This window comes from Allocoprococcus similis (assembly GCF_054660775.1).
In genome coordinates, this window is record NZ_BAAHSG010000006.1 from 178,167 (window position 1) to 204,740 (window position 26,574).

Sequence of the window (26,574 nt, forward strand, 5' to 3'; positions counted from 1 at the left end):
TAAATGTGATTCGGCTTGTATTGCACCGTATTCTTGTGAAGAAATTTGTTGATAATACTAAATTTATAACAGACGGAATACCTGTTCCACAGTTGCCGACATATTTGCTTTTGCATTTCTCGGATCCATTGCTTCGGCAAGTGTTGTGATTCCACGGACGATCGGGAAAAATGCATCGATTCCGACCACGTTGCAGACAGTTGCTTCCGGAGTGACGCTTCCGGCAAAAGCAACGACTTTGGAACCGTATTTTTTGGCAAGTTTTGCTACACCGACAGGGGCTTTTCCCATGGCGGTCTGGTGATCAAGACGCCCCTCGCCGGTAACAGTGATATCCGCATCTTTTAATTCTTTTTCCAGTTCAACCGCGTTAAGGATCAGATCGATTCCCGGAGTCAGTGTAGCATTTAAATAGCTTAGAAAAGCAAATCCAAGACCACCGGCAGCACCTGCACCTTCTGCGGATGCATAATCATTATGAAGAAACTTAGAAGTAACAGAAGCATAATGATTCATTGCCTGATCCAGTCCTTCAGCCATTTCCGGTGTGACTCCCTTTTGCGGACCATAAATATAGGTTGCTCCGTTCTTTCCACAAAGTGGATTGGTTACATCACAGGCAATCCGAAAACTGCATTCTTTGAGAAGCGGGTTAGCCTTGTCTGTTACAATGGAAGCTACCCGATTAAGCGCCTGTCCGCCTTCACCGGCATCCTGTCCGTTTTCATCAGAAAATTGATATCCCAGTGCTTTTAGCATCCCGATACCACCGTCGTTGGTGGCACTTCCGCCAATTCCGATAATGAAATTACGAATGCCGCGTTCCATTGCATCTGCGATCATTTCACCGACACCGTAAGTGGTTGCTGTGAGTGGATTTTTTTCAGATTCTTTTACCAGGATAATCCCGGCAGCGGCGGCCATTTCAATGATAGCAGTATTTTTCTCTGCCAGATATCCATAATGTGCATTTACCGGAGTGCCAAAAGGACCGGTAACTGTAAGGTCAATGCGCTCCCCACCAAGTCCTGCAATCAAGGCATCTGTGGTGCCTTCGCCTCCGTCTGCAAGTGGTTTTACGATTACATCTGCATCCGGGTGTGCTTTTAAGATTCCTTCCTTTGCAGCCATTCCGGCTTCGATCGAAGTGAGACTTCCTTTAAATGAATCAATTGCAACTACAACTTTCATATTTTATAATCTCCTTATCACTGAATTCGTTTGTTTTATGATGAATCCAGTGTATCATGGATCAGAGAAAAAAGGAATGTTACAAGGAATGAAAAGCCTGCCGGGATTTCCTTGAATGTAACAAGGCATAATGGTATACTAAACGCAGTATGAGTTGGTGAAAACGCAACAGAGAGGGGGAGGCAGAATGGAAGAAGAAAACATTTTCCTGGCGAATCGGCCAAAGATTACTTTAGAGGATTATCTGGGATATAATTGTTCGGGACGAGGAAATTTAGGTGAAGATGTTCCGGTATTTGTATATCGTATGTTGGAGTATTCTTTGAAAGAAATTCTGTCAGAAACTTATGGAAAAGATGTTCAGATTGAACTATTTCGAAAGGCAGGATTTAAAGCAGGAACTTTTTTTGCGAGAAAAATTCTGGATACAGGCCTTGAATTTAATGCATTTGTAGCGCAGCTGCAGCAGAAACTGCAAGAGATGAAGATTGGTGTAATGCGAATTGAAGAACTGGATCTGGAAAGAGGAAGAATTATACTTACAGTGTCGGAAGATGCAGACTGCTCCGGGCTTCCGGTGCTGGGCGAGACTGTGTGTAATTACGATGAAGGGTTTATTTCGGGGATACTGACAGAGTATACGGGCACGTTGTTTACAGCTGTTGAAGTAGACTGTTGGGCAACCGGAGACAGAGTGTGCAGATTTCGTGTAGATTCAGAAGGAAAATAAAAGGCAGAGAAATGCGATGGAAGACAAGAATTGTGAACTTTTATTTGAATACCTGCGTAGTATCCTGTACGATCCTTCACCTGAAAAATTAGACATCAGTCAGTTGGAACCACAGTTTCAGAAGCTGGGGAAGGGATTTCGGTATCTGGATAAGGCAGTCAGGGAAATGAAGGAGTATTCGGCAGCACTTTCAAAGGGGATTTTATCCGGTTTTTATCCCGGAAGAGATAATTTCCTTTGTGAGAATCTGAAAAATTTGCATGCGAATCTGAATCATTTAACATGGCAGGCAAAGCAGGTTGCAAATGGGGATTATTCGCAGACAGTCTCTTATCTTGGGGAATTTTCGGATGCATTCAATACAATGACTGAACAGCTTCGGGAACGGGAGATGCGGCTGAAAGAAGAGACTGAAAAGGAAAAAGCACGTGTAACCATGTTGGAAAGCTATAATGAATTGTTGATGGAACTGATTTGTTTTAGTGAAGAGAAGATAATGGTGCTGAGTGCAGATACACATGAGATCTTATATTGTAATCATACCGAGTACGACAGACTTCAGGAGAAGGAACTATATGAGATGTGTGCGGCGATGGAAAAAGAGCAGGAATGTCAGAAAGTGTCAGAGACTAGTGACCGTATTTGGGAAGCAAAGGATTCGCATGAGAGAGACTATCGGATTACAACCGGATGGATGCTGTGGCAGGGACAGAGAGCGTATGTCCACATTATCCGTGAGGTAACTGAAGAAAAGAAGAGAGAAGAGGAACTTGAAGACCAGGCGTATACAGACATCCTGACAGGAATAGGTAACCGTTTCTATTTCAGAGTAAAGGCTGGTGAGATGTTGAAACGCTCAGATAAAATGGTGCTTTGCTATTGTGACCTGGATCATTTGAAATATATCAATGATCAGTTTGGGCATGCGAAAGGTGATCAGTATTTGAAGCGTTTTGCAGATCTGATCAGGGGAAATATCCGTGAAGGGGATATATTTGCCAGAATCGGTGGAGATGAATTTTGTATATTATTTGGAAAATGTTCTAAAGAAGTTGCGGAAAAAAAGATGCTGGCGATACAGCAGCTTTTTGAAACAGATTGGGAGGGTGTATGTCCGTCTGGATTCAGTTATGGTTGTGTAGAGATAGCTGAAGGAACAAAGAGTATCCGGCTGGAGGGAATTTTGCAGAAAGCGGATGCTGAAATGTATCAGCAGAAAAGAATTCGCAAGGCAGAATATATGAAATTATTGAAATAGTTTTCTTTTTTATAGATAAAATAAATAAAGCTTATCGATAATTTAAAAAATTGTTTTGCATTCTTGTTCCATTTGTGCTATTGTCTTTAAAGGTACAATAATTCAGGGAGGAACAAGAAATGAATACTTATATGTATCTGGTTCCGGTTGCAGCTGTTATTGCCTTACTGTTTGCAGCATACCTTGCTGGCAAAGTAGGAAAACAGGATGCAGGTACGGACCGCATGAAGGAGATTGCAGGAGCAATCGCGGAAGGCGCAAGAGCTTTCCTTATGGCTGAATACAAGATTCTGGTCATTTTCGTAGTCGTACTTTTCGTACTGATCGGATTTGGTATCAGCTGGGTAACAGCAGTATGCTTTGTAATTGGAGCACTTTTCTCAACAGTTGCAGGATATTGTGGTATGACAGTCGCTACAAAAGCGAACGTAAGAACTGCTAACGCAGCAAAAGAAAGCGGAATGAATAAAGCATTATCAATTGCTTTTTCTGGCGGGGCCGTTATGGGAATGTGCGTAGCAGGTCTTGGAGCACTTGGCGTAAGCCTTGTGTACATCGTTACAAAGAACGTAGATGTGCTTTCAGGATTCAGTCTTGGTGCATCTTCAATCGCACTTTTCGCCCGCGTTGGTGGTGGTATCTACACCAAAGCAGCAGACGTTGGTGCAGACCTTGTTGGTAAAGTAGAAGCAGGTATCCCGGAAGATGATCCGCGTAACCCGGCAGTTATCGCTGACAATGTAGGTGATAACGTAGGTGACGTTGCAGGTATGGGAGCTGACCTTTTTGAATCTTATGTTGGTTCACTTGTATCAGCACTGACTCTTGGAGCAGCAGCAGGAGCTGTATCCGGAGTTCTTTATCCGCTTGCGATCGCAGGATGTGGTCTGATCGCTTCTATCATCGGAACCTTCTTTGTAAAAGGTGATGAGAATTCGAATCCGCAGAAAGCTCTTACAAAGGGAAGCTATGCAGCTTCTATCGTAGTTATTGTTGTAGCACTTGTACTGAGTAACGTACTCTTCGGAAAGATGAGTGCAGCAATTGCCGTTATCGCAGGTCTGGTTGTTGGTGTCATCATCGGTAACATCACAGAGTACTACACATCAGCAGACTACAAACCGGTTCAGGGAATCGGAGAACAGTCAGAGACTGGCGCAGCTACTACAATCATCAGTGGTCTTGCAGTAGGAATGAAATCTACAGCAATCCCGCTTCTCCTGATCTGTGTAGGTATCTTTGTATCTTACTCAGTTGCAGGACTTTACGGAATCGCACTTGCAGCAGTAGGTATGCTTTCTACAACAGGTATCACAGTTGCCGTTGATGCATACGGACCGATCGCAGACAATGCAGGTGGTATCGCAGAAATGTCAGGACTGGATGAATCTGTTCGTGAAATCACAGATAAGCTTGATTCAGTAGGAAACACAACTGCAGCTATGGGTAAAGGATTCGCGATCGGATCAGCAGCCCTTACTGCACTTGCACTTTTCGTATCTTATGCACAGGCAGTTGGTCTTGAAGCGATCAACCTTCTTGACTACAGAGTAATCATCGGTATCTTTATCGGTGGTATGCTTACATTCCTCTTCTCCGCATTTACTATGGAGTCTGTATCAAAGGCTGCATACAAGATGATCGAAGAAGTAAGACGCCAGTTCCGTGAAAAACCGGGCATCATGAAAGGTGAAGAAAAACCGGATTATACATCATGCGTTGCGATCTCTACCACAGCAGCTCTTCACGAAATGCTGCTTCCGGGTGTGATGGCAGTCGTAGTACCGCTGATCGTTGGTATCGTTCTTGGCGTGGAATCCCTCGGTGGATTGCTTTCCGGAGCACTTGTTACAGGTGTACTTATGGCAATCTTCATGTCAAACGCAGGTGGAGCATGGGATAATGCTAAGAAATACATCGAAACAGGACATCATGGCGGAAAAGGAAGCGAAGCTCACAAAGCAGCAGTTGTTGGTGATACAGTAGGTGATCCGTTCAAGGATACATCAGGACCGTCTATCAACATCCTGATCAAACTTATGACAATCGTTTCACTTGTATTTGCACCGTTATTCTTATCAATCGGTGGATTACTGTAAGAATTGAATAAAGTAAAAGAAATCCTTCATTTGCGGGAAACTGCAGATGAGGGGTTTTTTTGTAAAAGGCACGAATTATTTGACTTATAAATAAGACAAGCAAATTATAGTAAAATACGATAAGACAATCTATAGAAATAGGACTGGTTTGATGTTAGAATGAAAAAGTGATGTAAGATGACAAAGGAGAGAGAAAAATGATAGAAGAAAGTATGATTCGGGAAAAATTTATAAAAGGATATGATTGTTCTCAGGTCGTTCTGTCTTATTTCGCAGAGAGACTTGGGATTACGGAAGAGATGGCGAATAAAGCCTCGGCTTGTTTTGGAGGTGGAATGATGCATGGGGATACATGCGGTGCATTTACCGGAGCAATCATGGCTGTTGGATTAAAATATGGACACTGGGATGTGAATACTCTGCTTCGGCAAAAAGAAGAAATGATGAACAAATATGCAGAATTTAGAGCATTGTTTCTGGAAAAGTTTGCAACAAACAGTTGCAAAGAGTTATTAGGCTATGATGTATCGCTTCCGGAACAGCTTGAAGAAGCACTTTCGAGTGGCAGAATGCTGGATTTTTGTCCTAAAGTAGTGGAGAGTGTGATTGAAATGTTGGAGGAAATATTATAGATGAAGGATGCACTTATTTTATTTACGAGGGTGCCGATACCAGGACAGACAAAGACCAGGCTGATGCCTTTTCTAACTGGGGAAGAGTGTGCGCGTCTACATGCCTGCTTTGTAAAGGATATATATGAAAAAGCAAAGCAGGTGGATGCGGATATTTTCGTGTTTTTTACACCAAAGGATGAAAAGAAGCTGCTACAGCAAATTCTTGATGATGAGACAGTATGTCTTCCACAATTTGGTGATGATCTTGGTGAAAGGATGAAGAATGCGATTGGAATCGTACTGAGAATGGGGTATGAGAAAGTAATTCTGATCGGGACAGATATTCCGCAGATTCATCCGGAAACACTGAAAAATGCATTTGATAATCTTGGGGGAAAAGATATTGTGATTCATCCTACATTTGATGGAGGGTACTATCTGATCGGAATGAAAAAAGAATATGATTCTATATGGAAAATTGAACGATACGGAACGAATACAGTTATTTATGATACCTTACAGCACATGAGAAATGAGAAGCTCTCTACGGCGGTAGGTCAGATGTATTATGATGTGGATGATAAGGGAGATTTGTTCCACCTGTATGAGGATATTGAAAAGGGAGCAATTTGTAACTGTCCAATTACGATTGATTATCTGGAACTGGGACTGAAAGGAAAGCTGGATAAAAATTATGAATAAGTGGGATTTGGATGCATGTATCCATTGTGGAAAATGTACCAGAAGTTGTCTGTTTCTGGAAAAATATGGAATTGATCTGCCGGTATTAAAAGAAAAACCGGAGCTGGCATATCATTGTTTCCTGTGTGGAACCTGCGGGTGTGTCTGTCCAAAAGGAATTGATGGAAAAGAGATTGCACTTGCCAGTCGGAGAAAATTGGTTGAAGACGGAGGTGGGAAGCTTCTTGATAATTCATATGACGGACTGCTCTTAGAAAAGAATCCGTACAAATTTGCAAATTACCGCCATTCAAAAAAGAAAGCAGTTTTTTTTACGGGATGTAATTTTCCGTCTTTTTTTCCGAAAACGACAGATAAGTTGGTGGAAGAATTCGCAAAATATGATGTGGGAGTTGTATATGACTGTTGTGGGAAACCGATTGAAGAACTGGGACTTGTTTCAGAGGCAGCGGGGATCATTGAGCGAATCAACTGGAAATTAAAAGAGTCAGGAGTAGAACAGGTGATCATGGCATGTCCGAACTGCTATTATTTTTTAAAAGGACGACTGGATGCGGAGATTATCAGTGTTTACGAAAAAATGGCAGAGCTTAAAATTGGAAATATTTATCAAAAAGAAAGGATTCCAATGTATTATCCATGTCCGGACCGAAAAGACAGAAAGTTTGAATATGATATGAAGCCATTCCTTGTCGGAAAGGTAGAAGATGCATTCAGAGATGTGCAGTGTTGCGGGCTTGGTGGATGCGCAGCTGGAAAAGAAGCGGATGTGGCACAGGCACTGACAGACCGTGTAAAGGCATCGAGGGAGCCGGAACTTTATACATATTGCGCTTCGTGCATCTGTAGTTTCAGAAGGAGAGGATATGAAGATGCAAAGCATTTGCTACCGCTTATTATGGGAATCGATGAAAAGGTACCTCTTGGGAAGACACCTATTTTGAATCGGGCAAAATGTAAATTTAAATAGGGGAGTCGTGGGAAAAGAATGACGATTAAAGAATTAGAGGAATTTCGGATGATTTGTCAAAGAGGAAGTCTTGCGAGGGCTTCAAAAGAGCTTTTTATGTCACCACAGGGACTCAGCCGTGTACTGAAAAATCTGGAAAATGAACTGGAATGTACGTTGCTTGACAGGGTTGCCTCCGGGATAGAACTGACAGAGAGCGGACAGAGGCTGTATGATTATGCGAATACGGTTCTTAGCGAATATGACAAATTGAAAAAAGAAATTGATATGATACGTGCGAGTGAGGAAGGAACAGTAGAACTTCTGGTTGCCTATGATATCCTGCGTTACCTGACGCCAGACTGTATTCTGGAATTTCAGAAGAAATATCCGAATGTGACATTTTCTTATATGGAATATCCGGATCGGATCGTAGAGAAAATGCTGCTTGACAAAGAAGGGAATGTGGCATTGTCGATCGGACCATTTGCAGGAGATTGTTTTGATATGAAAAGTTTAAAAAAATGCAGTCTGGGGCTTCTGGTCTATGAAGAACATTCTCTGGCGAAAAAAAGAGAAGCAACTATTCTGGATCTGGAAGGCGAGCCTCTTTATCTTGAAAACAGCAGTTTTAAACTCAATGAGTTTATTCAGAGCAGATGCTGGAACCGGGGATTTGAACCGGATATTGTATTTGAGACAAATGGATTTGATCTCTGCTATAAAATGTGCCGGCTGAAGAGAGGGATTTCTGTGACGATTGACTTTGTCCATGAAGATATGAATACAGAGGGGCTGGTCATGATTCCTTTTGCAGAAGATGATATGATCTGGGAAATCGGTCTTCTTACGCTGAAGGACAGAGCAATGGAATCATCGGTAGAAAAATTCTATAAGTATATAGAAAATTACAATAACTAAACGAAGTGTTGAGGGGTAACAACAAAGCAGGAATGAAAAACAGCGTGCTTTTTGTTAATAATTTGTTATAATGAAAGACGGAGAAAATGAAGGAGGAAAATTTTAATGAAAAAGAGAATTGCAGCTCTGCTTTTAAGTACTGTGATGGCGTTTTCCTTAACGGCATGTGGAAACAGCGCAAAGACAGAAAAAGCAGACAACAAAGAAACCAAGCAGACAACCGAAACCGTAGAAGATATGAGCTTCGATGAAATGGTGGATGCAGCCAAGGGTACAACCGTTACATTCTACGGATGGGGCGGAGATGACAGTTTAAATGACTGGCTTGACAACTACTATGCACCACGTCTGAAAGAAAAATATGACATCACACTGGAACGTGTACCGATGGACATTGACGCAATTTTAAGTCAGCTTTCCGGTGAAATTTCAGCAGATAAAAAAGATGGCGATATCGATATGATCTGGATCAACGGAGAAAACTTCAAGACCTGTAAAGAAAACAATATGCTTTACGGACCGTTCGCAGAAGAACTTCCGAACTTCCAGTCTTATATTGATACAGATGATGAAGAGACAAATGCAGATTTCTGCTTCCCGATTGAAGGCTATGAAGCTCCGTACGGAAAAGCACAGCTTGTTATGATCGCAGATACAGCAGTGACACCGGATCTTCCGACAAACACAGATGAATTCATGGAATTCTGCAAAGCAAACAAAGGAAAAGTAACTTATCCGGAATTACCTGATTTTACAGGAAGTGCATTTGTTCGTAATGTGATTTATGATATTTGCGGATACGAACAGTTTATGGATATGGAAGCTGACAAAGAAACTGTAAAAGCAGCAATTGAGCCGGCTCTTGAATATCTTCGTGAACTGAATCCATACCTGTGGAACGAAGGAAAGACTTTCCCGAAGGATTCTACAGCACTGACCAATATGTACTCTGATGGAGAAGTTGTGATGGATATCTCTTATGGTGCATACTCAACAGCTACCAACATTGAAAATGGTACTTACACAGAGACATCTCAGTCTTTCCAGTTCGATAAAGGAACAATTGGAAATACAAACTACATTGCAATTGCAGCAAACTCAGGAAATGTAGCAGGAGCACAGGTAGCAATCAATGAGATGCTTGATCCGGAAGTACAGGCAGACCGTTTTGCTGAGATCCGTACTATTCCGGTTGTAGATTACAACAAATTAAACGATACACAGAAAGAAGCATTTGATAAGGTTGAGATTGGTAAGGGTGTAATCCCTCAGGATGAACTTTTATCAAAACGTCTTCCGGAAATGCCTTCCGCACTTGTACCGATCATCGAAGAGATCTGGGCAGAGGAAGTAGTAGGAAAATAAAATGAAGAAAAAAATGACACCTTATATACTGTTGGTGCCGCAACTTATATTAGGCGTAGTTTTTATTATTGGTCTGGGAACTGGAATCATCCAAAGTTTAGGGGTGATTCCAGCTTTTGGGTTAACGGAACCGACGCTGAAATATTATAAGGAGGTACTGACAAGACCGGATCTTTTGCAGTCATTAAAATATAGTCTGTACATTGCATTTATGTCGGCTTTTCTTGCCACAGTAACAGGAACATTTCTGTGTGCAGTTCTGGTGAGTGCCGGAAAAGTGCGCGGAATTATTATGCGGATCGTTCAGATTCCGATCATTGTTCCCCATGTTGTTGTGGCACTCTTTATTGTAAACATTCTTTCGCAAAATGGAATCCTTGCGAGAATCCTTGCAAATGCAGGATTGATTACGGATCAGCAGCAGTTTCCGATGCTGATCTATGACAGATATGGACTTGGCGTAATTCTTGCCTATCTGTGGAAGGAAATTCCATTCATAATCTATTTTGTGATTGCTCTGATGGCGAATATCAATGGCAGTCTTGGAGAAGCAGCGACCAATCTTGGAGCGAATAAACTTCAGGCTTTCATGAAAGTAACGCTTCCTTTATGTATGAATACAGTGCTCAGTGGTTTCCTGATCATCTTTGTATTTGCACTTGGAGCATATGAGCTGCCGTTCATACTTGGAGCAACGACACCAAAGGCGCTGCCGGTTCTGGCTTATCTGGAATATACCAAGCCTGATCTGCGGGCGCGACCGTATGCGATGGCGATCAATGGAATCCTGATCGTGATCTCTCTGATTGCAGCAGTTTTATATTACATATTACTTCGCCGGAGCACGAAGAAGCTGGCAGGTTAGGAGGAACAGGAAGATGAAAAGAAAAAAGAACATCTGGGAAGGCCTGATCATAGGCATTTTTATTTTCCTGGTGATTGTACCAATTCTTACGATCCTTGTCTGGGTAGGGACAGAGAGATGGGCATGGCCGTCACTTATCCCGCAGAAATTTTCGATGAGAGCGGTGAATGGAATACTGAGAAACAGGCAGCAGCTTGTGCGACTTTGTATGTCCAGTCTTTTCATATCGGCTTCGGTCGCGTTCCTGTCGGTTGTGATCGGAACAATGACGGCGAGGGCGCTGGAATGCTATGACTTTTTTGGAAAGCGGCTGTTTTCATTTATGTCGATGCTTCCGTTTCTTGTTCCGGGAACCGTGTTTGCGATGGGGGTTCAGATTACCTTTATCAAATGTGGATTAAGCGGAACCGTTCAGGGAGTCATTATTGTCCATCTGATCTGTTCTCTTCCGTATGCAGTTACGCTGATGCAGGATGGAACAAGAGCAATGGGGGTAAAGCTGGAGGAGCAGGCAAGAGTTCTGGGGGCTGGTGCGCTTCAGGCGTTTTTTAAAGTGACACTTCCGAATCTGTTTCCGGTCATGCTTTCTGCGTTTTCGATGGCATTTGTTGTTTCGTTCAGTCAGTATTTCTTGACGTTGATGATCGGCGGGGGAAATGTCAAAACATTTGCGATCGTCATGGTTCCATATCTCGGAAGCGGAGAACGTAATTTTGCCAGCATTTACAGTGTGATATTCCTGGTGATCATGCTTCTGGTGTTTGGAATACTAGAATGGATCGTGGGATGTTTTACAAAGGCACAGGAAGTAGAATATTATTAGGCAGGAGGAGCACATGAGTCTTACAATTAAAGAACTTTGTGTAGATTTACAAAAGACAAGAATACTGAAGAATATAAATCTGGAGATTAGAACGGGAGAATTTGTTTCGCTTCTTGGCGCCTCAGGCTGCGGAAAGACAACACTGTTAAAAAGCATTGCAGGTCTTCTTGAAACGCAGGAAGGGGATATCCGGATCGATGACACATCGATTACAAATCTTGCACCGGAAAAAAGAGGAACCGTGATTGTTTTTCAGGATCTCAGACTGTTTCCGCATATGACGGTAGAACAGAATATCAGCTTTTCGATGGATCTGAAAAAAATCCCGAAAAAAGATAAGCAGGCGCGGGTAGGAGAACTGTTAAAAGCTGTTCAGCTGGAAGGATTTGAGAAGCGTAAGATCCGGGAAATGTCCGGTGGACAGCGTCAGAGGGTCGCGCTGGCAAGAGCGCTTGCGGCAGATCCGAAAATTCTTCTTCTTGATGAACCATTTTCAAGCCTGGATGAGAATCTGCGGTGCGAGATGGCAGATCTGGTAAGAAAGCTGCATCATGAGATGGGGCTTACGGTCGTTATGGTCACGCATGATAAAGAAGAAGCGATGAAGGTGTCTGACCGGATCGCTCTGATGAAAGCTGGAGAAGTGCTTCAGTATGATAAGCCGGAGAGGATGTTCTACCATCCAGAGTCCAGAGCGGTGGCAGATTATATGGGACAGACAAATTATATTTTTGGAAAAGTGGAGAATGGCAGATTCGTAAGCCGGGCAGTTTCATTTGAGACGCAGAAAGCGGAAGGAGAGTATGAACTGATGGTCAGACCATCGGCGATCACGCTGACCGTAGATGAGACGGAAAGAATGTATCAGATTGAAGAAGTTATGTTTGAGGGGGAAACAGCAGAAATCCTGTTGAAGTATGCAGATGGAAAGCTGACAGTATGGATGCTTCACCGTGACTGGATGAAACTGGGGGTAAAAACAGGAGAACTGGTTGGCATCAAAATTGATGAAAGACAGGGGATTTTGTTTCAGAAGTGATAAAAGGAGAATGGTATGCGAAAAATAATTCATGATTGTGACTGTACGTTTGGAATTAACGGGTGTGATGTAGATGATGGACTGGCACTTCTGTATCTTCTGGGGGATCCGGAAGCAGAGGTCCTGGGAGTGACGACAACTTATGGGAACAATACACTGGAGAAGGTTTACGAAAATACAAAGAAGTTTGTAAAGAAAATCGGGCATGACGAGTTGCGCGTTTACAAAGGTGGAGCAACATCTGGAGAAACCGAAAGTGAAGCGGCACATTATCTTGCCGAGATGGCAGAAAAATATGCCGGGGAGCTGGAAATTCTGGTGACGGGTTCCGTGACAAATCTTTATGGAGCCTGGAAACACAATTCTGAGTTTTTTCATCAGGTGAAGAGTATCGTATTGATGGGAGGAACAACAGAACCGCTGATCTTTGCAAAGCGGGAAATGGATGAACTTAATTTCTCCTGTGATCCGCTGGCAACTTATACGACACTTACCAGTGGAACGGATGTTGCGGTTATTACGGGTAATAATTGCCTGAAGGTACTTTTTACAAGAGAAGAGTATGAAAGAGAACTTTCGGATCTGAGTAAGGGAGTTGTAAGGCTGATCAAGAATGAGACGGATTACTGGTTTGACAATAACTGGGATGAATATGGAATTCCCGGATATTATAACTGGGATGCGATCGCTGCGGCTTACATGATGCATCCGGAACTTTTTGAGACACAGATAGTAGACATGCAGCTGTCAACAGAAAAGCTTACAAAGGGAAGAATGATTCTGGCAGAGGATGAAGCGAAAAAGAACTGCACCCTCAAGATCCCGGTGATCAGAGATGAGGACGAGTTCCGGAGAAATCTGTATGATACCTGGATGAACGTAGAAATTGAAACCGTGAAGTAGAGATGAAAATATCAATTATTATACCAACATACAATGAAGAATCGACAATTGAAAGGCTGATGGAGACACTGGAGCCGCTGAATGAAAGATGTGAGATTCTGTTTGTAGACGGGGGAAGCACGGATGGAACACTGGCACTTTTGAAGGACCGGTATCCGGTGATTCAGTCCCCGAAAGGAAGGGCAAAGCAGATGAACATGGGAGCGGAAGAAAGCAGTGGAGATGTACTTTTTTTCCTGCACTGCGACAGTGAAGTTCCACCTACAGCATTAGAAGAGATTGAGACTGTAATGAAAAAATACCGGGCAGGGTGTTTTGGAATTGCATTTCATTCATATAACTTTTTTATGTTCACCTGCAGGGTGATCTCCAATCACAGGATTAAAGACAGAAAAGTAATGTTTGGAGACCAGGGGATTTTCATTGACCGGAAGTTGTTTTTTGAAGTGGGAAAATTTCCGGAGATGCCGATTCTGGAGGATTATCAGTTTTCACTGACCCTCAAAGAAAAAGGGATTCCGCTTGGGATGGCAAGACACAGGATTTATACTTCAGACAGAAGATTCGGCGGAAATACAATCGAAAAGCTGAAAGTAATGTGGCTTATGAACCGGCTGAGAGCCATGTACCGGGATGGTGTTCCGGCAGAAGAGATTGCAAAATTATATAAGGATGTCCGTTAGGGAGTCTGCTTTATGCAGACTCTTTTACTTATTCGTAAAATCAATAAAAGAAATAGAGAAAATCAATGATAAGTGTAAGCGATTTGATTGAATAAAGACTGAAAAAATAATATAATTATAATTTAAAGGGGAAGAAAATATGTCAGTTTATATTCAAAATTTTGTCAAATTTAAGCCGTTTTTAAAAGAACTGGTTTCAAGAGACGTGAAGGTGAAATACCGGCGTTCCATACTGGGGGTTTTATGGACACTGCTGAATCCACTTCTTATGATGACGGTTTTATCCATCGTTTTCTCAAATCTGTTTAAATTTGATATAGAGAATTTTCCGTTGTATTTGTTATGTGGGCAGGTTATTTTTAACTTTTTCAATGACGCTACGACAAATGCAATGTCAGCAATTATCGGGAGTGCATCTCTGATAAAGAAGGTGTATGTACCGAAATATGTATTCGTGATGTCAAGGGTGTGTTCCAGTCTGATCAATCTGATGGCATCCTGTGCAGCGTTATTTCTGATTATGATCGGTATGCGTGCGGAGCTTCACTGGACAATGCTTCTTTCAGTTGTGCCACTTTTTTTGCTGGTGGTTCTGGCTCTGGGGATTGGACTGATTCTGGCGACGATTGCGGTGAAATACAGGGATGTTCTGCACTTGTATTCGGTGCTGATGGCAGTGCTGATGTATCTGACACCGGTTATCTATCCAATGTCGATTCTGCCGGAATGGTTATACCATCTGGTAATGATAAACCCTCTGACCAGTATTCTGATCATGTTCCGGAATGTTGTGATCTATGGCAGACTTCCAGGTCTGGTGATGCTTCTGGTGACAGCAGCAGAAGCTGTACTGTGTCTTGGAGTGGGATGCTGGGTTTTTTATAAGCATCAGGATGGTTTTATCTTTGATTTGTAGGAGTAAGGATGGAGAAAAAAGTAATTGTAAAAGTAGAAGATGTTTCCATCAAATTCAGTCTGGCATCAGAGAAATTTGATGGATTTAAGGAATATTTTATACAGAGAGTAAAGAAAAAGATTACCTATCAGGATTTCTGGGCACTGCAGGATGTGTCGTTTGAAGTCTATAAAGGAGAAACACTGGGACTGATCGGTGTAAACGGAAGTGGAAAAAGTACGATGTTGAAAATCATTGCCGGTGTCATGAAACCAACCTGTGGCAGCGTTAAGACTTCCGGTGTGATCGCGCCGCTGATCGAACTGGGAGCAGGATTTGATTTTGACCTGACTGCGAAGGAGAACGTATTTCTGAACGGGACGCTGCTTGGATATACCAGGGAATATCTGGAGGAGCACTATGAAGAGATTGTAGAGTTTTCAGAACTGGACCAGTTTATGGATGTACCGGTGAAAAATTTTTCATCGGGAATGTTTTCGCGTCTCGCGTTTGCGGTAGCAACAATCGGACAGCCGGATATTCTGATCGTGGATGAAGTATTATCGGTAGGCGATTTCCATTTTCAGCAGAAATGTGAAGCAAGAATTAACCGGATGAAGGAGAATGGAGCTACGATTTTGTTTGTTTCGCATAATATGGAGCAGGTGAGAAATCTGTGCAGCCGGATTGTATGGCTGGAACATGGAAGAGTTCGTAGTATCGGGGATGCAGATGAGTTGTGCAGAGAATATCAGGAAGCAGAATAAGAGGGAAAAATGAGAAAAGTAAAAAAGTTGGCAGCAGTTATTGTGCTGATTCTGCTTGCATTTGTTTATGGACATGTTCATAAGACGCATGCGATTTATGACCGGATGATAGAAAATGACCAGTATGTCATGATGGATGTGTCGCAGGATCAGATATCGCAGGAATTTGTCTGTGAGGAGGAGACACTGGATGGAATCCAGGTGAAATGCCAGAATTTGCAGGAAGATCCAGAAACAGAGATCCGAATTTATCTTCAGGATTGTGAAAATGGAGAAACGGTTGCGGAATCTGTGAAGAAGGTGAGAGATATAAAAACGGGCAAATTCAATGAATTTTCGTTTGATACGGTAAGCAGATGCAGAGGGAAGGCGTATAAAGTAGTATTTGAAAAAGATTCTATTGCACTTTATACGGAAAAGACATCAGAGGAAGGAACAAATTTGAAAATAAATAGTGAAGAAAGTGAAGGAACTTTAATTTTAAAGACGGTTACATATCGGTTTGATATAGAAACATTTTGCGTATTTCTGCTGTTAGTATTGTATATCTGTGTTTTCTTTCAGTTTTTGAACTGGTTATTTTCCAGATAGTGTGGAAGTGAGAGGACTTGAAAAATGGAAAATGCTTTTTATATCGCAACATGTCGGTTTCATGTAAAAGAAAAAGACAGATTACTTATTACGGGATATTTTCTGGATAACAGACCAGATGGAAACCGGATTGAAATCCGGCTGGATGGAAAGAAACTATTTTATACAACGGATGGAATCCGTCTTCATCCGTTGAAGTTCCGTAAGATAAGAAAAAGACTTATAACCAAACAGTTTTTTCTTTGGATACATCTTCCGAAAGACTGGAGAGAAGCGTCCAGACTGGAAGTATTGCAGTCGTATTGTGGAAAAGAAGAATTGATGAAGACCTTTGCAGTCAGTGAATTGAAGAACCTGGAGAAATGGCTGGCAAACAGCATAGATAAGGTGAATACTGAAGAAAAAGGATTTTCAGTCGAGGGATGGTATTATAGCAGGAAAAATGCATCGATTCGGTTTCTGGATGAGAATCAGAATGAACTGGAGATGAAAGAAGAAAAAATCCGGCGTCTGGATGTGCTGCGAGAGTATCCGGAATGTAAAAAGGAAGAGATTGCCGGGTTTAAGGCATTTTATGAGGAAGGTATTCCGCGAAAACTGGAAGTATGCTTTGAAGAAGAAGAGAAAAATGCGGAAGAGATCATGAATCTCAAAAGAAAACTGCGACGTCAGAAAATGCTGGATGATTTTCGCAAAGTCAGAATCTATTATCGTCAGTTTGGAATCCGTGCAGCGTTTATCAGGGCGGGTGACAAATTGAGTGGGAAAAACGGTACAGAGTATGAAGAATGGCTGCGAAGACATGAGCCGTCCAGGATCAGACTGTACCGGCAGAAGAGAAAGCAATTTACCCGGATGCCGAAGATTTCGATTGTTGTTCCTCTTTACCGGACACCGGAAAGATATCTGCGGGAAATGCTGGATTCTGTAAGAAGACAATCCTATCAGAACTGGGAACTCTGCCTCTCAGATGGAAGTGGGGAAGATTCACCTATTGCAGAAATTCTGAAAGAGTATACAAAGAAGGATAGCCGGATCCAAGTGAAGAATAATAAAAAACAGCTGCATATTTCAGACAATACAAATGTGGCACTGGATATGGCAACGGGGGATTACATTGCATTTATGGATCATGATGACCTGCTGACACCGGATGCATTGTATGAGTGTGTGGCTGAAGTGAATGAATATCCGGATACAGAGCTTATTTATACGGATGAAGATAAGATTACGATGGATGGAGAAGAGTATTTCTTCCCTCATTTCAAATCGGATTTTAATTTGGATATGCTTTGTACAACAAATTATTTCTGTCACCTGGTAGTCGTAAAAAAGGAGTTATATCAGGCGGCAGGAAAGCTTGATGGTGAGTACGATGGTGCACAAGACTATGATTTTGTGCTCCGGTGTGTTGAAAATACCGATAAGATCCGGCATATACCGAGAGTACTTTATCACTGGAGGGCATGCGAGGGATCTACAGCTGACAGTGCAGAGAATAAATCCTATATTGTGGATGCAGGTGCAAAAGCGGTAAGAGCGCATTACAGAAGAATGGGAATTGAAGCAGAAGTCATTCCAACGAAGTATCCGGGAATGTACCGGACAAAATATCCGGTGAAGCAAACACCTAAGGTATCGGTCATTATTCCGAATAAAGATCACACGGATGATCTGATCAAATGTCTGCGATCGATCCGGGAAAGAAATACTTATGAGAATATAGAAATTCTTGTTGTAGAAAATAACAGCCAGAAAAAGAAAACGTTTAAAGATTACAGAAGAATCATGCATGAGTATCCCAAAGTTAAGGTTCTGTACTGGAAAGGAGAAGGATTCAATTATCCGGAGATCAATCAGTATGGAATTGATCATGCGGCCGGAGAATATCTGCTGTTCCTGAACAACGATACAGAAATGATCGGCAGTGACTGTATTAAAGAAATGCTGAGCTATTGTATGCGGGAAGATGTAGGTGCTGTCGGGGCGAGAATGTATTATGAAGATGGAACGCTTCAGCATGGAGGGGTGATCATTGGGCTTGGAGGAGTGGCAGGACATGCATTCCTTGGAATGGACGGAGATTCGCCGGGATATTTTGCGAGGGCGCAGGTGATCCATGATCTGAGTGCAGTGACCGCAGCCTGTATGATGATAAAAAAACGGGTGTATGAAGAAGTCGGAGGATTTGATCCGAAGTTTGCGGTGGCATTTAATGATGTAGATCTGTGCCTGAAAATACGGAAAGCGGGATATCTGATCGTATATGATCCATATGCAGAACTGATCCATTATGAGTCAAAGTCAAGAGGATATGAAGACACAGAAGAGAAAATAGAACGTTTTAACAGAGAAATTAAATTGTTTCAAACTAGGTGGAAAGAACTTCTGGAAAAAGGAGATCCGTATTACAGTCCGAATCTGACACTGGATCATAATGACTTTGGACTGAATCATCTGGCAAAAGTGGAGAGGAGATAGGAGATGTTCAATAAAATGTCTCTGTATCGGGTAAAAAAAGGACTGGTATATCTTCGGTATTTTGGACCAAAAGAGTTTCTGATACGTTTAAAAGAAAGGATCCGTTTTCATAAGATTGATTATGAAAAATGGTATCAGAATCACAGGCGGACAAAAGAAGAACTGGAAAGACAAAGACAGGAAGCGTTTTCGTATGCACCTCTGATCAGTATTGTCGTTCCGGTATATCAGGCACCGGAAGAGTTTTTGAGACAGATGCTTTTGTCGGTATGCCGGCAGACTTATAAAAACTGGGAACTCTGTATGGCTGTTCCGGATGAAGAGAGACGTAGAATAGAAGAAATTCTCGAAGAGGATGTGTTTAAAGGAAAAACTGTCCGTCTGATCGGAATGCGTGAAAACAGAGGAATTTCTGAAAATACAAATGCAGCGATAAAGGAAGTTGCCGGAACCTATATTGGTTTTCTGGATCAGGATGATCTGCTTGCGCCAGATGCATTGTATGAGATGGTAAAGAAACTGAATGAATATCCGGAGACCGGACTTCTTTATTCCGATGAGGACAAAGTGACAGCAGATCTGAAAAAACATTTTCAGCCGCATTTTAAACCGGATTTCAATCTGGATCTGTTGCGGGCAAATAATTATATCTGTCATTTTTGTGTGATAAGAAAAAGTTTGATCGAAGAAGTTGGTGGACTAAGAAGTGAATTTGACGGAGCGCAGGATTACGATCTGGTTTTCAGGTGTGTGGAAAAAACGATAACGGCGCATGTGCCGCGGATTCTTTATCATTGGAGGGTACATCAGGTTTCTACTGCGGACAATCCGATCAGTAAAGCTTATGCATTTGAGGCTGGACAGCGTGCCATAGAAGCCCATCTTACGAGATGCGGTGAACAGGCAGAAGTTTTGCCGGAACTGGACAGAGGGTTTTATCGTGTCCAGTATAAGGTGCAGGGAAATCCGATGATTTCCATTCTGATTCCAAATAAAGATCATGTAAAAGATTTGGAGAAATGCCTGCAGTCCATTTCCGGATCGACTTATAAGAATTATGAGATTACGATTATTGAAAATAACAGTGAAAAGACAGAAACATTTGCTTACTATGATAAAATAAAATCGGACCATATTCGAATCCTGAGATGGGAGGGCCCATTTAATTATTCGGCAATCAATAATTTCGCAGTAAGACAGACCAGTGGAGAATATCTGGTACTTCTGAATAATGATACGGAAGTGATCGGAAAGGACTGGCTGGAAGAAATGCTTGCGAACTGCCAGAGAAAGGAAGTCGGGATTGTCGGAGCAAAGCTTTATTATCCGGGTGGTCAGGTACAGCATGCAGGAGTCGTTGTTGGGATTAGGGGAATTGCCGGTAATATGTTCCGGGGACTTCCAAAAGGTTATTCCGGGTATCTGCACAAAGCAAGTACCCAGCAGGATCTGTCAGCGGTGACAGCAGCATGTATGATGGTAAAACGTTCCGTATATGAAGAAGTGGGTGGATTTGAGGAGCGGCTTGCAGTGGCGTTCAATGATATTGATTTCTGTCTGAAGGTACGCAGATGTGGATATCTTGTAGTATATGACCCTTATGTAGAACTGTATCATTATGAATCCAGATCGAGAGGTGCAGAGGATAATGAGGAAAAGATCAGAAGATATCAGTGTGAGATTAATTATGTACGCCGGACCTGGTCTGAAATCATGGAAAAAGGAGATCCGATGTACAATCCCAATCTTACGCTGGTGAAGTGTGATTATTCTTTGCGTGAAAAAGAAGATGGATAGAGAAAAGATGGTGGTATTTTGATAAAGAACAATCAGCGAATGTTAAATAAAGCGCAGGTATGTGTGGATGCAGGAATTATTGCTGCCGCATATCTTTTCTCATGGTATCTGAGATTCAGGAGCGTGATTTTTGTGCAGGATGCAGGAATCCTGCCGGCGAAAACGTATTTTTCAGCTCTGTTTTTTATAATTCCTGGATATCTGCTTTTGTATAGTATTTTTCAGCTTTATATGCCGAGGAGGGTAAAAAGTTACCGTAAGGAGCTGTGGGATATCATCCGTGCCAATGGAATTGGATTTATGATCTTTATCGTGGTACTTTATTTTATAAAGCAGGAGCATTTTTCAAGACAGATGCTGTGTATTTTCTTTTTTATAAACATCTCGCTGGAATTTGCTTCTAGATATCTGATTCGCACAATCTTGTGGAAAATGCGAAAGCAGGGACGGAATCAGAAACATATTCTTATGATCGGAGAGAGTCAGGCGGCAGAAAAGTATATGGACAAACTAAGACAGAATCCAAAGTGGGGATATCATGTGTTTGCCCATCTGAAAGATGAAGAGAAACTGGAAAGAATACTGGAGGAGAATGAACTGGATGAGGTTGTGATCGCGCTTCGTGCAGAGGATTATGGGAAACTGGAGCGGATTGTGGATGTCTGTGAGAAGGCAGGGGTGCACACGAAAATGATTCCTGATTTTGGAAAGGTGATTTCTACCAGACCTTATATTGAGGATGTGCAGGGGATTCCGGTGATCCATGTCCGCAGAGTTCCGCTGAATATCATGCGAAACAGAGCGGCAAAGAGGGCAGTCGATCTGATTGGAGCAATGGTTGCAATCATCCTTTTTTCACCGGTCATGCTGCTTACTGCGATGGTGGTTGCCTTTACAGAGGAAGGAAGTGTGATCTACCGGCAGGAAAGAGTTGGACTGCATAATCAGGTGTTTTATATGTACAAATTTCGGTCTATGATCATGCAGGATGAAGAAGAGGAAAAAACAGAATGGTCTACCAGGAATGATCCGAGGGTTACACCGGTTGGAAAGCTGATCCGCAGGACGAGTATTGATGAACTGCCGCAGCTTTTTAATGTGCTGAAAGGAGAGATGAGTCTGGTAGGGCCAAGACCGGAAAGGCCACAGTTTGTGCAAAAGTTCCGGGATGAAATTCCACGTTATATGGTAAAACATCAGGTGCGTCCGGGAATGACTGGCTGGGCGCAGATTAATGGATACCGTGGAGACACTTCCATTGAGAAGCGGATCGAATATGATCTTTACTATATTGAAAACTGGACAATGGGACTTGATTTGAAAATATTGGTTCTGACATTTTTTAAAGGGTTTTTTAACGGAAGATGAAGATAGATGTGATCATACCGGTCTACAGACCGACAGAAAAACTACATAAAGTATTATATGGACTTAGCAGACAGACATATCTTCCAGAACAAATTATTCTGCTGCATACCAGAGATGGGATAAAGCTGGATGTTTCGGTTTGTAAAGACAGGGTTTCCGTTACAGAGATTCCGATTCTGGAAAAAGAATTTGATCATGGAAGAACCAGAGATCTGGGGATTCGGATGTCGGATGCAGATATTGTGGTTATGATGACCCAGGATGCAGTTCCGGCAGATCTGTTTCTTTTGGAAAAGCTTTCAGAAGCATTAAAGGAACATCCGGATGCTGTGGCAGCTTATGCCAGACAGATACCGGAGAAGAAAAGCCCTCTGCTGGAACGATATACAAGAACATTTAATTATCCGAACAGAAGCCGGATGAAATCGCAGAAGGATCTGCCAGAGCTTGGAATAAAAACTTATTTTTGCTCCAATGTGTGCGCTGCTTACCGGAAAGAAACCTATCTGGAGCTGGGAGGATTTCCATATCCGGTCATCTTCAATGAAGATCTGATCTTTGCGGCAGGAGCAGTCCGAAGTGGATGGAAGATTATTTATAAAGCAGATGCACGGGTGATACATTCTCATGAGTATACTTACAGAGAGCTGATAAGGAGAAATTTTGATCAGGGGGTATCGCAGGCATGTCATCCGGAAATATTTGGAAAAGTAAAGTCAGAAAAAGAAGGCATGCACCTGATTTGCACACTTGTGAAAAAGCTATTAAAAGAAAGAAAATATTTGCAGATTATGCAGCTGTTTGTGGAAAGCGGGTGCAAATATCTGGGCTACCAGATGGGAAAACATTACGGACGATTACCGGAAAGTCTCATCATGAAACTGACATTGAATCGCAATTACTGGATAGAAAGGAGTGATGAGGATGCTTAAAAAAATAGCAGGATGGTCGTGGAAGAAAAAGATTATTGGGATCATTTGCATGATGCTGATTCTTGTTCTGGGGATGGCAGGTGCCGTATTTGGTTATGCTGCCAGCAAAGTGAACAAAATCCAGAAAATCGAAGTAAAAAAAGAAACACTGAAGGAATCGATTACAGAAGAGGTGGAACATAAGAGTGGATACCTGAATGTGGCAGTATTCGGACTGGATTCTAGGGACGGTTCACTGGATAAAGGAAACCGCAGTGATACGATCATGATTGTAAGTCTGAATCAGGAAACTTATGAGGTGAAGATGGTATCGGTGTATCGTGATACTTTTATGCGGCTGAAAGATGGAAGCTATAATAAGGCGAATGCTGCCTATTCCTATTTCGGGCCGGACGGGGGTGTTGCACTTCTGAATGAGAATATGGATATGAATATTGAGAAATATGTATCTGTGAATTTTAATGCTTTAGTCGATGTGATTGATGCGGTGGGAGGAATGGATTTGGAACTGACTGATGCAGAAGTAGTCCATATGAACAACTATTGTGTAGAGACTTCTGAAGTAACCGGAAAAAGTTATAAGAAGATTGAACCGGAGGTCGGAGGAACCTATCATCTGGATGGAGTACAGGCGGTTTCGTATGCGAGAATTCGTTATACAGATGGCGGAGATGCGCAGCGTACAGTGCGTCAGAGAATCGTCCTTCTGAATATTATGCAGAAGCTGCAGCAGATGGATCTGACGACGATCAATAAGATTGCTGACAGTGTTTTTCCACAGATTGCAACCAATTTTTCTTTTACTGAAATTCTGAATTATGCGAAAGATTTTCAAAAATATAAAGTAGGTGAAACACTTGGATTTCCAAATGTAAGATATTCCAAAATGCTTTCTGGAGTGGGAAGTACAGAAATTGCAGATACACTGGCATCCAATGTTGCCGAGGTACATCAGTTCCTGTTTGGAGATACAGATTATCAGGTATCCGGGACGGTAAAAGGAATTGATGATGAAATAAACGATGCGCTTTCCAGTGGAAAATATGAGGAAGCAGACGAAACTGAAAAAGAGGATGAAAAATCGGAAGATAAGACATCTGAGGAAACAAATCATACAGAAACAAATATAAAAGTAACGGAAGATGGAAATACAGGAACGGATTCTGGTGGTACATCCGAAGACAGTAGCACTGGTTCACTGACGGTGACAGAACCGCAGCAGCCGGATACAGAAGCACCACCGGATTACTATGAGGAAGATTACTATTACGGTGATGATTAAAGGAGGAAAAAGGAAATGAGAAAAAGAGCAAAGTGGTTATGCAGTGTATTACTTGTTGCAGCGATTGGTCTGACAGGATGTGGACAGAAACAGAAGACAGAAAGTACGGCAGAGAAAGCTGATGAAAATCATTTTGTGGGAGAGTGGATCATTGAGCCGGAGTATGCAATCAGCAAGGTTGGAGATGAAAATACGTTGTTTGTAGATGGAAGAGGAGAAAAAAAGGCAATCCTTGGAACTGTAAAAGGTGCAATTGCGACGGTATGGCAGGACTGGAGTATTACAGAAGGAAAACAGGGAGATGAGAAATGGGGGTGCATACAGGAGCCTGCACAGCTGGAAGAGACTCTTGGCAATCTTGGAATTACAAAGGATAAAGAAATTATTCTGATCGGTGAGACCTTAGACGGATGGGGAGATGATGCGAGACTTCTCTGGGAACTCCGAGCGGTCGGATATGAAGATGTGAAGATGGTAGATGGCGGATGGAAGGCGTTGAAAGATAGTGGAATTAAGACACAGTTTCTTGCATCCAAGCCGGAACCGGCAGAAGTAAAAATCGATGAAATTGATTATTCCCATGTGATGACAACCGAAGAATTACAGAAGAATTATGACGAGTACAAAATTGTGGATGTGCGTACCGATGAAGAATATGATGGAGCAATTCTGTATGATGAAGCAAAGGGAGGACACCTTCCGGGAGCAATTCATATCCGGTACACAGATCTGTTCGATGATGCAGGATATCTGAAATCCAATGAAGAACTGACAAAAATGTTTGAGGATGCCGGACTGTCTAAAGATGATGAGATCGTCACTTATTGTACAGGAGGAATCCGTTCGGCATATACACAGCTGGTAATGGAAATGTGTGGATTTGAACATACATACAATTATGATCAGTCATTCTGGAGATGGGCTGTTGTTGGAGATGTAGAATAATGGTTAGTGTTTTGATGTGTACTTATAACCGGAGGTTTTGCCTGAAACAGGCGGTTGACAGCGTCCTTTGTCAGACGTACCCTGATTTCGAATTTGTCATCGTAGATGACGGATCGACCGATGGAACAGAAGAACTGATAAAAAGCTATCAGGATCCACGGATCAGATATTTTAAACTGGATCGGAATTCATTTTACTGTTATGCGGCAAATAAGGGGCTTGATTACTGCCATGGAGATTACGTGGCATTTATGAATAGCGATGATGCATGGCTGCCGGACAAGCTGGAAAAGCAGGTGGCGGTTATGGAAGAGAATCGGATGCTCGGTGCGTGTTTTACGAGAGTATATCTGGTTGATGAAAGTGGCAATGATCTGTCGGAAGAATGCAGGGATATGGCAGAGCTTTTTGACAGGAAGTGTTCGACACGGAAAGAATATCTGCATATGCTTCTGCAATCTGGAAATTTTCTTTGTCATCCCTCTGCTCTGGTCAGAAAATCTGTATTGGATAAGATCGGATATTTCAATCTTTTGTATCGTCAGCTGGCAGATTATGATCTGTGGCTTCGGATTGTAAGTGAAGCAGAGATCACGGTTCTGGAAGAAAGACTGATCCGTTTTCAATGGGATATAAAAGGAAAGAAACAGATCAGTATGTCAACAAGAGAAAATTCAGTCCGCGCATTTAATGAATCTGTCATGATCCGGAAAAATTGTGTTGAATCGATGACGGATGAAAAATTTTGTCAGTTTTTCCGGGAAGATTTCCGAAATCCGGATTCTGTATCACATTTACAGCTGGAATTTGAAAAAGCATTCTGGTTGATGAAATGTATAGAGGAAGTACCGGGACTGAAAGCAGCAGGGATGGAAATGCTGGGGCAGACTATGAGAGAAGCAAATGCAATGGAGACTTTAAGAGAGCATTTTCATCTGGATATTTTTGATCTGTATCAGTGGAACGGGGAACATATGTATAAGACACCATGGCTGATAAGCGAAATTGAAGAAGGAAGCCAGCAACTGGCGTATTATAAAGATATTCTCAGACAGAAAGATGAGTATATTGGGCAGCAGAAAGAACAGCTTGAAAAACAAAATGCAGCGATTGAACAGCAGCAGGAATATATAGAAGGACAGCGAAGGCAGGCCGCGCATTATGAAGAACAGCTGGATGAACTTGGCAGACGGATGGAACAGAAAACAGGGCAGCTTAAGAAATATGAGGATAAGATCAGGGAGCAGGATGAAATGATCCAGACATATGCAAATTCAACCAGCTGGAAAATAACAGAACCGATGAGAAAAATCATGCGTCTGCTGAAAAAGTGATTTATAGAAAAGATAAATATACTTAATCCGGGATAAGGAC

General features: G+C 42.1%; 23 protein-coding genes and 1 pseudogene. 23 read left to right on the forward strand and 1 reads right to left on the reverse strand.

Features of this window, described 5'->3' with window-relative positions; genetic code table 11:
- Nucleotides 1-63 precede the first annotated feature (63 nt).
- Nucleotides 64-1,191: a glycerate kinase family protein gene (locus ACYQ5K_RS03305; RefSeq protein WP_173688412.1), complete on the reverse strand. Its 1,128-nt coding sequence runs from the start codon at nt 1,189-1,191 to the stop codon at nt 64-66.
- Nucleotides 1,192-1,378: 187 nt separating this feature from the next.
- Between ACYQ5K_RS03305 and ACYQ5K_RS03310 the strand changes: the two genes are divergently transcribed.
- The 23 genes and pseudogenes from ACYQ5K_RS03310 to ACYQ5K_RS03420 all read left to right on the forward strand — a co-directional run bounded on the left by ACYQ5K_RS03310 (nt 1,379) and on the right by ACYQ5K_RS03420 (nt 26,534).
- On the forward strand, nt 1,379-1,921 hold the full coding sequence (locus ACYQ5K_RS03310; RefSeq protein WP_178024677.1) for a V4R domain-containing protein: 543 nt from the start codon (nt 1,379-1,381) through the stop codon (nt 1,919-1,921).
- Nucleotides 1,922-1,937: 16 nt separating this feature from the next.
- A complete protein-coding gene (locus ACYQ5K_RS03315) occupies nt 1,938-3,179 on the forward strand; it encodes a sensor domain-containing diguanylate cyclase (protein WP_178024681.1) in 1,242 nt (413 codons plus the stop codon).
- Between the two features lie 119 nt (nt 3,180-3,298).
- Nucleotides 3,299-5,278, forward strand: coding sequence for a sodium-translocating pyrophosphatase (locus ACYQ5K_RS03320; RefSeq protein WP_173688408.1), 1,980 nt, complete (start codon nt 3,299-3,301; stop codon nt 5,276-5,278).
- 197 nt (nt 5,279-5,475) lie between these two features.
- Nucleotides 5,476-5,910: a C-GCAxxG-C-C family protein gene (locus ACYQ5K_RS03325; protein WP_173688407.1), complete on the forward strand. Its 435-nt coding sequence runs from the start codon at nt 5,476-5,478 to the stop codon at nt 5,908-5,910.
- A complete protein-coding gene (locus tag ACYQ5K_RS03330; RefSeq protein WP_173688406.1) occupies nt 5,911-6,594 on the forward strand; it encodes a TIGR04282 family arsenosugar biosynthesis glycosyltransferase in 684 nt (227 codons plus the stop codon).
- Entirely contained in the window at nt 6,587-7,564 is a 978-nt protein-coding gene (locus ACYQ5K_RS03335) for a heterodisulfide reductase-related iron-sulfur binding cluster (protein WP_173688405.1), read from the forward strand. The genes ACYQ5K_RS03330 and ACYQ5K_RS03335 overlap by 8 nt, the downstream gene beginning before the upstream one ends.
- A gap of 18 nt (nt 7,565-7,582) precedes the next feature.
- Nucleotides 7,583-8,464 (forward strand): LysR family transcriptional regulator, encoded by an 882-nt coding sequence (locus ACYQ5K_RS03340; RefSeq protein WP_055247761.1) that lies wholly within the window; start codon nt 7,583-7,585, stop codon nt 8,462-8,464.
- A gap of 105 nt (nt 8,465-8,569) precedes the next feature.
- A complete protein-coding gene (locus ACYQ5K_RS03345; protein ID WP_173688404.1) occupies nt 8,570-9,829 on the forward strand; it encodes an ABC transporter substrate-binding protein in 1,260 nt (419 codons plus the stop codon).
- 1 nt (nt 9,830) lies between these two features.
- Entirely contained in the window at nt 9,831-10,694 is an 864-nt protein-coding gene (locus tag ACYQ5K_RS03350; RefSeq protein WP_173688403.1) for an ABC transporter permease, read from the forward strand.
- 13 nt (nt 10,695-10,707) lie between these two features.
- Nucleotides 10,708-11,517 carry an ABC transporter permease gene (locus ACYQ5K_RS03355; protein ID WP_173688402.1) on the forward strand — a complete coding sequence of 270 codons (810 nt, stop codon included), beginning with the start codon at nt 10,708-10,710 and terminating at the stop codon, nt 11,515-11,517.
- 13 nt (nt 11,518-11,530) lie between these two features.
- Complete coding sequence (locus ACYQ5K_RS03360) at nt 11,531-12,556, forward strand: ABC transporter ATP-binding protein (RefSeq protein WP_173688401.1); 1,026 nt, start codon at nt 11,531-11,533, stop codon at nt 12,554-12,556.
- Nucleotides 12,557-12,571: 15 nt separating this feature from the next.
- The gene (locus tag ACYQ5K_RS03365) at nt 12,572-13,459 is read left to right on the forward strand and encodes a nucleoside hydrolase (RefSeq protein WP_173688400.1); all 888 of its coding nucleotides are present in this window, start codon (nt 12,572-12,574) and stop codon (nt 13,457-13,459) included.
- A 5-nt stretch (nt 13,460-13,464) separates the two neighbouring features.
- Nucleotides 13,465-14,142: pseudogene (locus ACYQ5K_RS03370) on the forward strand (TIGR04283 family arsenosugar biosynthesis glycosyltransferase); the annotation flags it as partial.
- A gap of 139 nt (nt 14,143-14,281) precedes the next feature.
- Entirely contained in the window at nt 14,282-15,058 is a 777-nt protein-coding gene (locus tag ACYQ5K_RS03375; RefSeq protein WP_173688398.1) for an ABC transporter permease, read from the forward strand.
- 8 nt (nt 15,059-15,066) lie between these two features.
- Nucleotides 15,067-15,804, forward strand: a complete 738-nt coding sequence (locus ACYQ5K_RS03380; RefSeq protein WP_022221069.1) for an ABC transporter ATP-binding protein — start codon at nt 15,067-15,069, stop codon at nt 15,802-15,804.
- A gap of 9 nt (nt 15,805-15,813) precedes the next feature.
- Nucleotides 15,814-16,395: a hypothetical protein gene (locus tag ACYQ5K_RS03385; protein WP_173688397.1), complete on the forward strand. Its 582-nt coding sequence runs from the start codon at nt 15,814-15,816 to the stop codon at nt 16,393-16,395.
- Nucleotides 16,396-16,419: 24 nt separating this feature from the next.
- Nucleotides 16,420-18,876 (forward strand): glycosyltransferase family 2 protein, encoded by a 2,457-nt coding sequence (locus ACYQ5K_RS03390; protein WP_173688396.1) that lies wholly within the window; start codon nt 16,420-16,422, stop codon nt 18,874-18,876.
- A 3-nt stretch (nt 18,877-18,879) separates the two neighbouring features.
- The gene (locus ACYQ5K_RS03395) at nt 18,880-20,673 is read left to right on the forward strand and encodes a glycosyltransferase family 2 protein (protein ID WP_173688395.1); all 1,794 of its coding nucleotides are present in this window, start codon (nt 18,880-18,882) and stop codon (nt 20,671-20,673) included.
- A gap of 18 nt (nt 20,674-20,691) precedes the next feature.
- Nucleotides 20,692-22,041, forward strand: coding sequence for an undecaprenyl-phosphate glucose phosphotransferase (locus ACYQ5K_RS03400; protein ID WP_243868793.1), 1,350 nt, complete (start codon nt 20,692-20,694; stop codon nt 22,039-22,041).
- The gene (locus tag ACYQ5K_RS03405) at nt 22,038-22,973 is read left to right on the forward strand and encodes a glycosyltransferase family 2 protein (protein WP_173688394.1); all 936 of its coding nucleotides are present in this window, start codon (nt 22,038-22,040) and stop codon (nt 22,971-22,973) included. The genes ACYQ5K_RS03400 and ACYQ5K_RS03405 overlap by 4 nt, the downstream gene beginning before the upstream one ends.
- Nucleotides 22,966-24,255 carry an LCP family protein gene (locus tag ACYQ5K_RS03410; RefSeq protein ID WP_243868791.1) on the forward strand — a complete coding sequence of 430 codons (1,290 nt, stop codon included), beginning with the start codon at nt 22,966-22,968 and terminating at the stop codon, nt 24,253-24,255. Before ACYQ5K_RS03405 ends, ACYQ5K_RS03410 begins: the two co-directional genes overlap by 8 nt.
- Before the next feature lie 15 nt (nt 24,256-24,270).
- On the forward strand, nt 24,271-25,200 hold the full coding sequence (locus tag ACYQ5K_RS03415; protein WP_173688392.1) for a rhodanese-like domain-containing protein: 930 nt from the start codon (nt 24,271-24,273) through the stop codon (nt 25,198-25,200).
- Nucleotides 25,200-26,534, forward strand: coding sequence for a glycosyltransferase (locus ACYQ5K_RS03420; RefSeq protein WP_173688391.1), 1,335 nt, complete (start codon nt 25,200-25,202; stop codon nt 26,532-26,534). The genes ACYQ5K_RS03415 and ACYQ5K_RS03420 overlap by 1 nt, the downstream gene beginning before the upstream one ends.
- Nucleotides 26,535-26,574 lie beyond the last annotated feature (40 nt).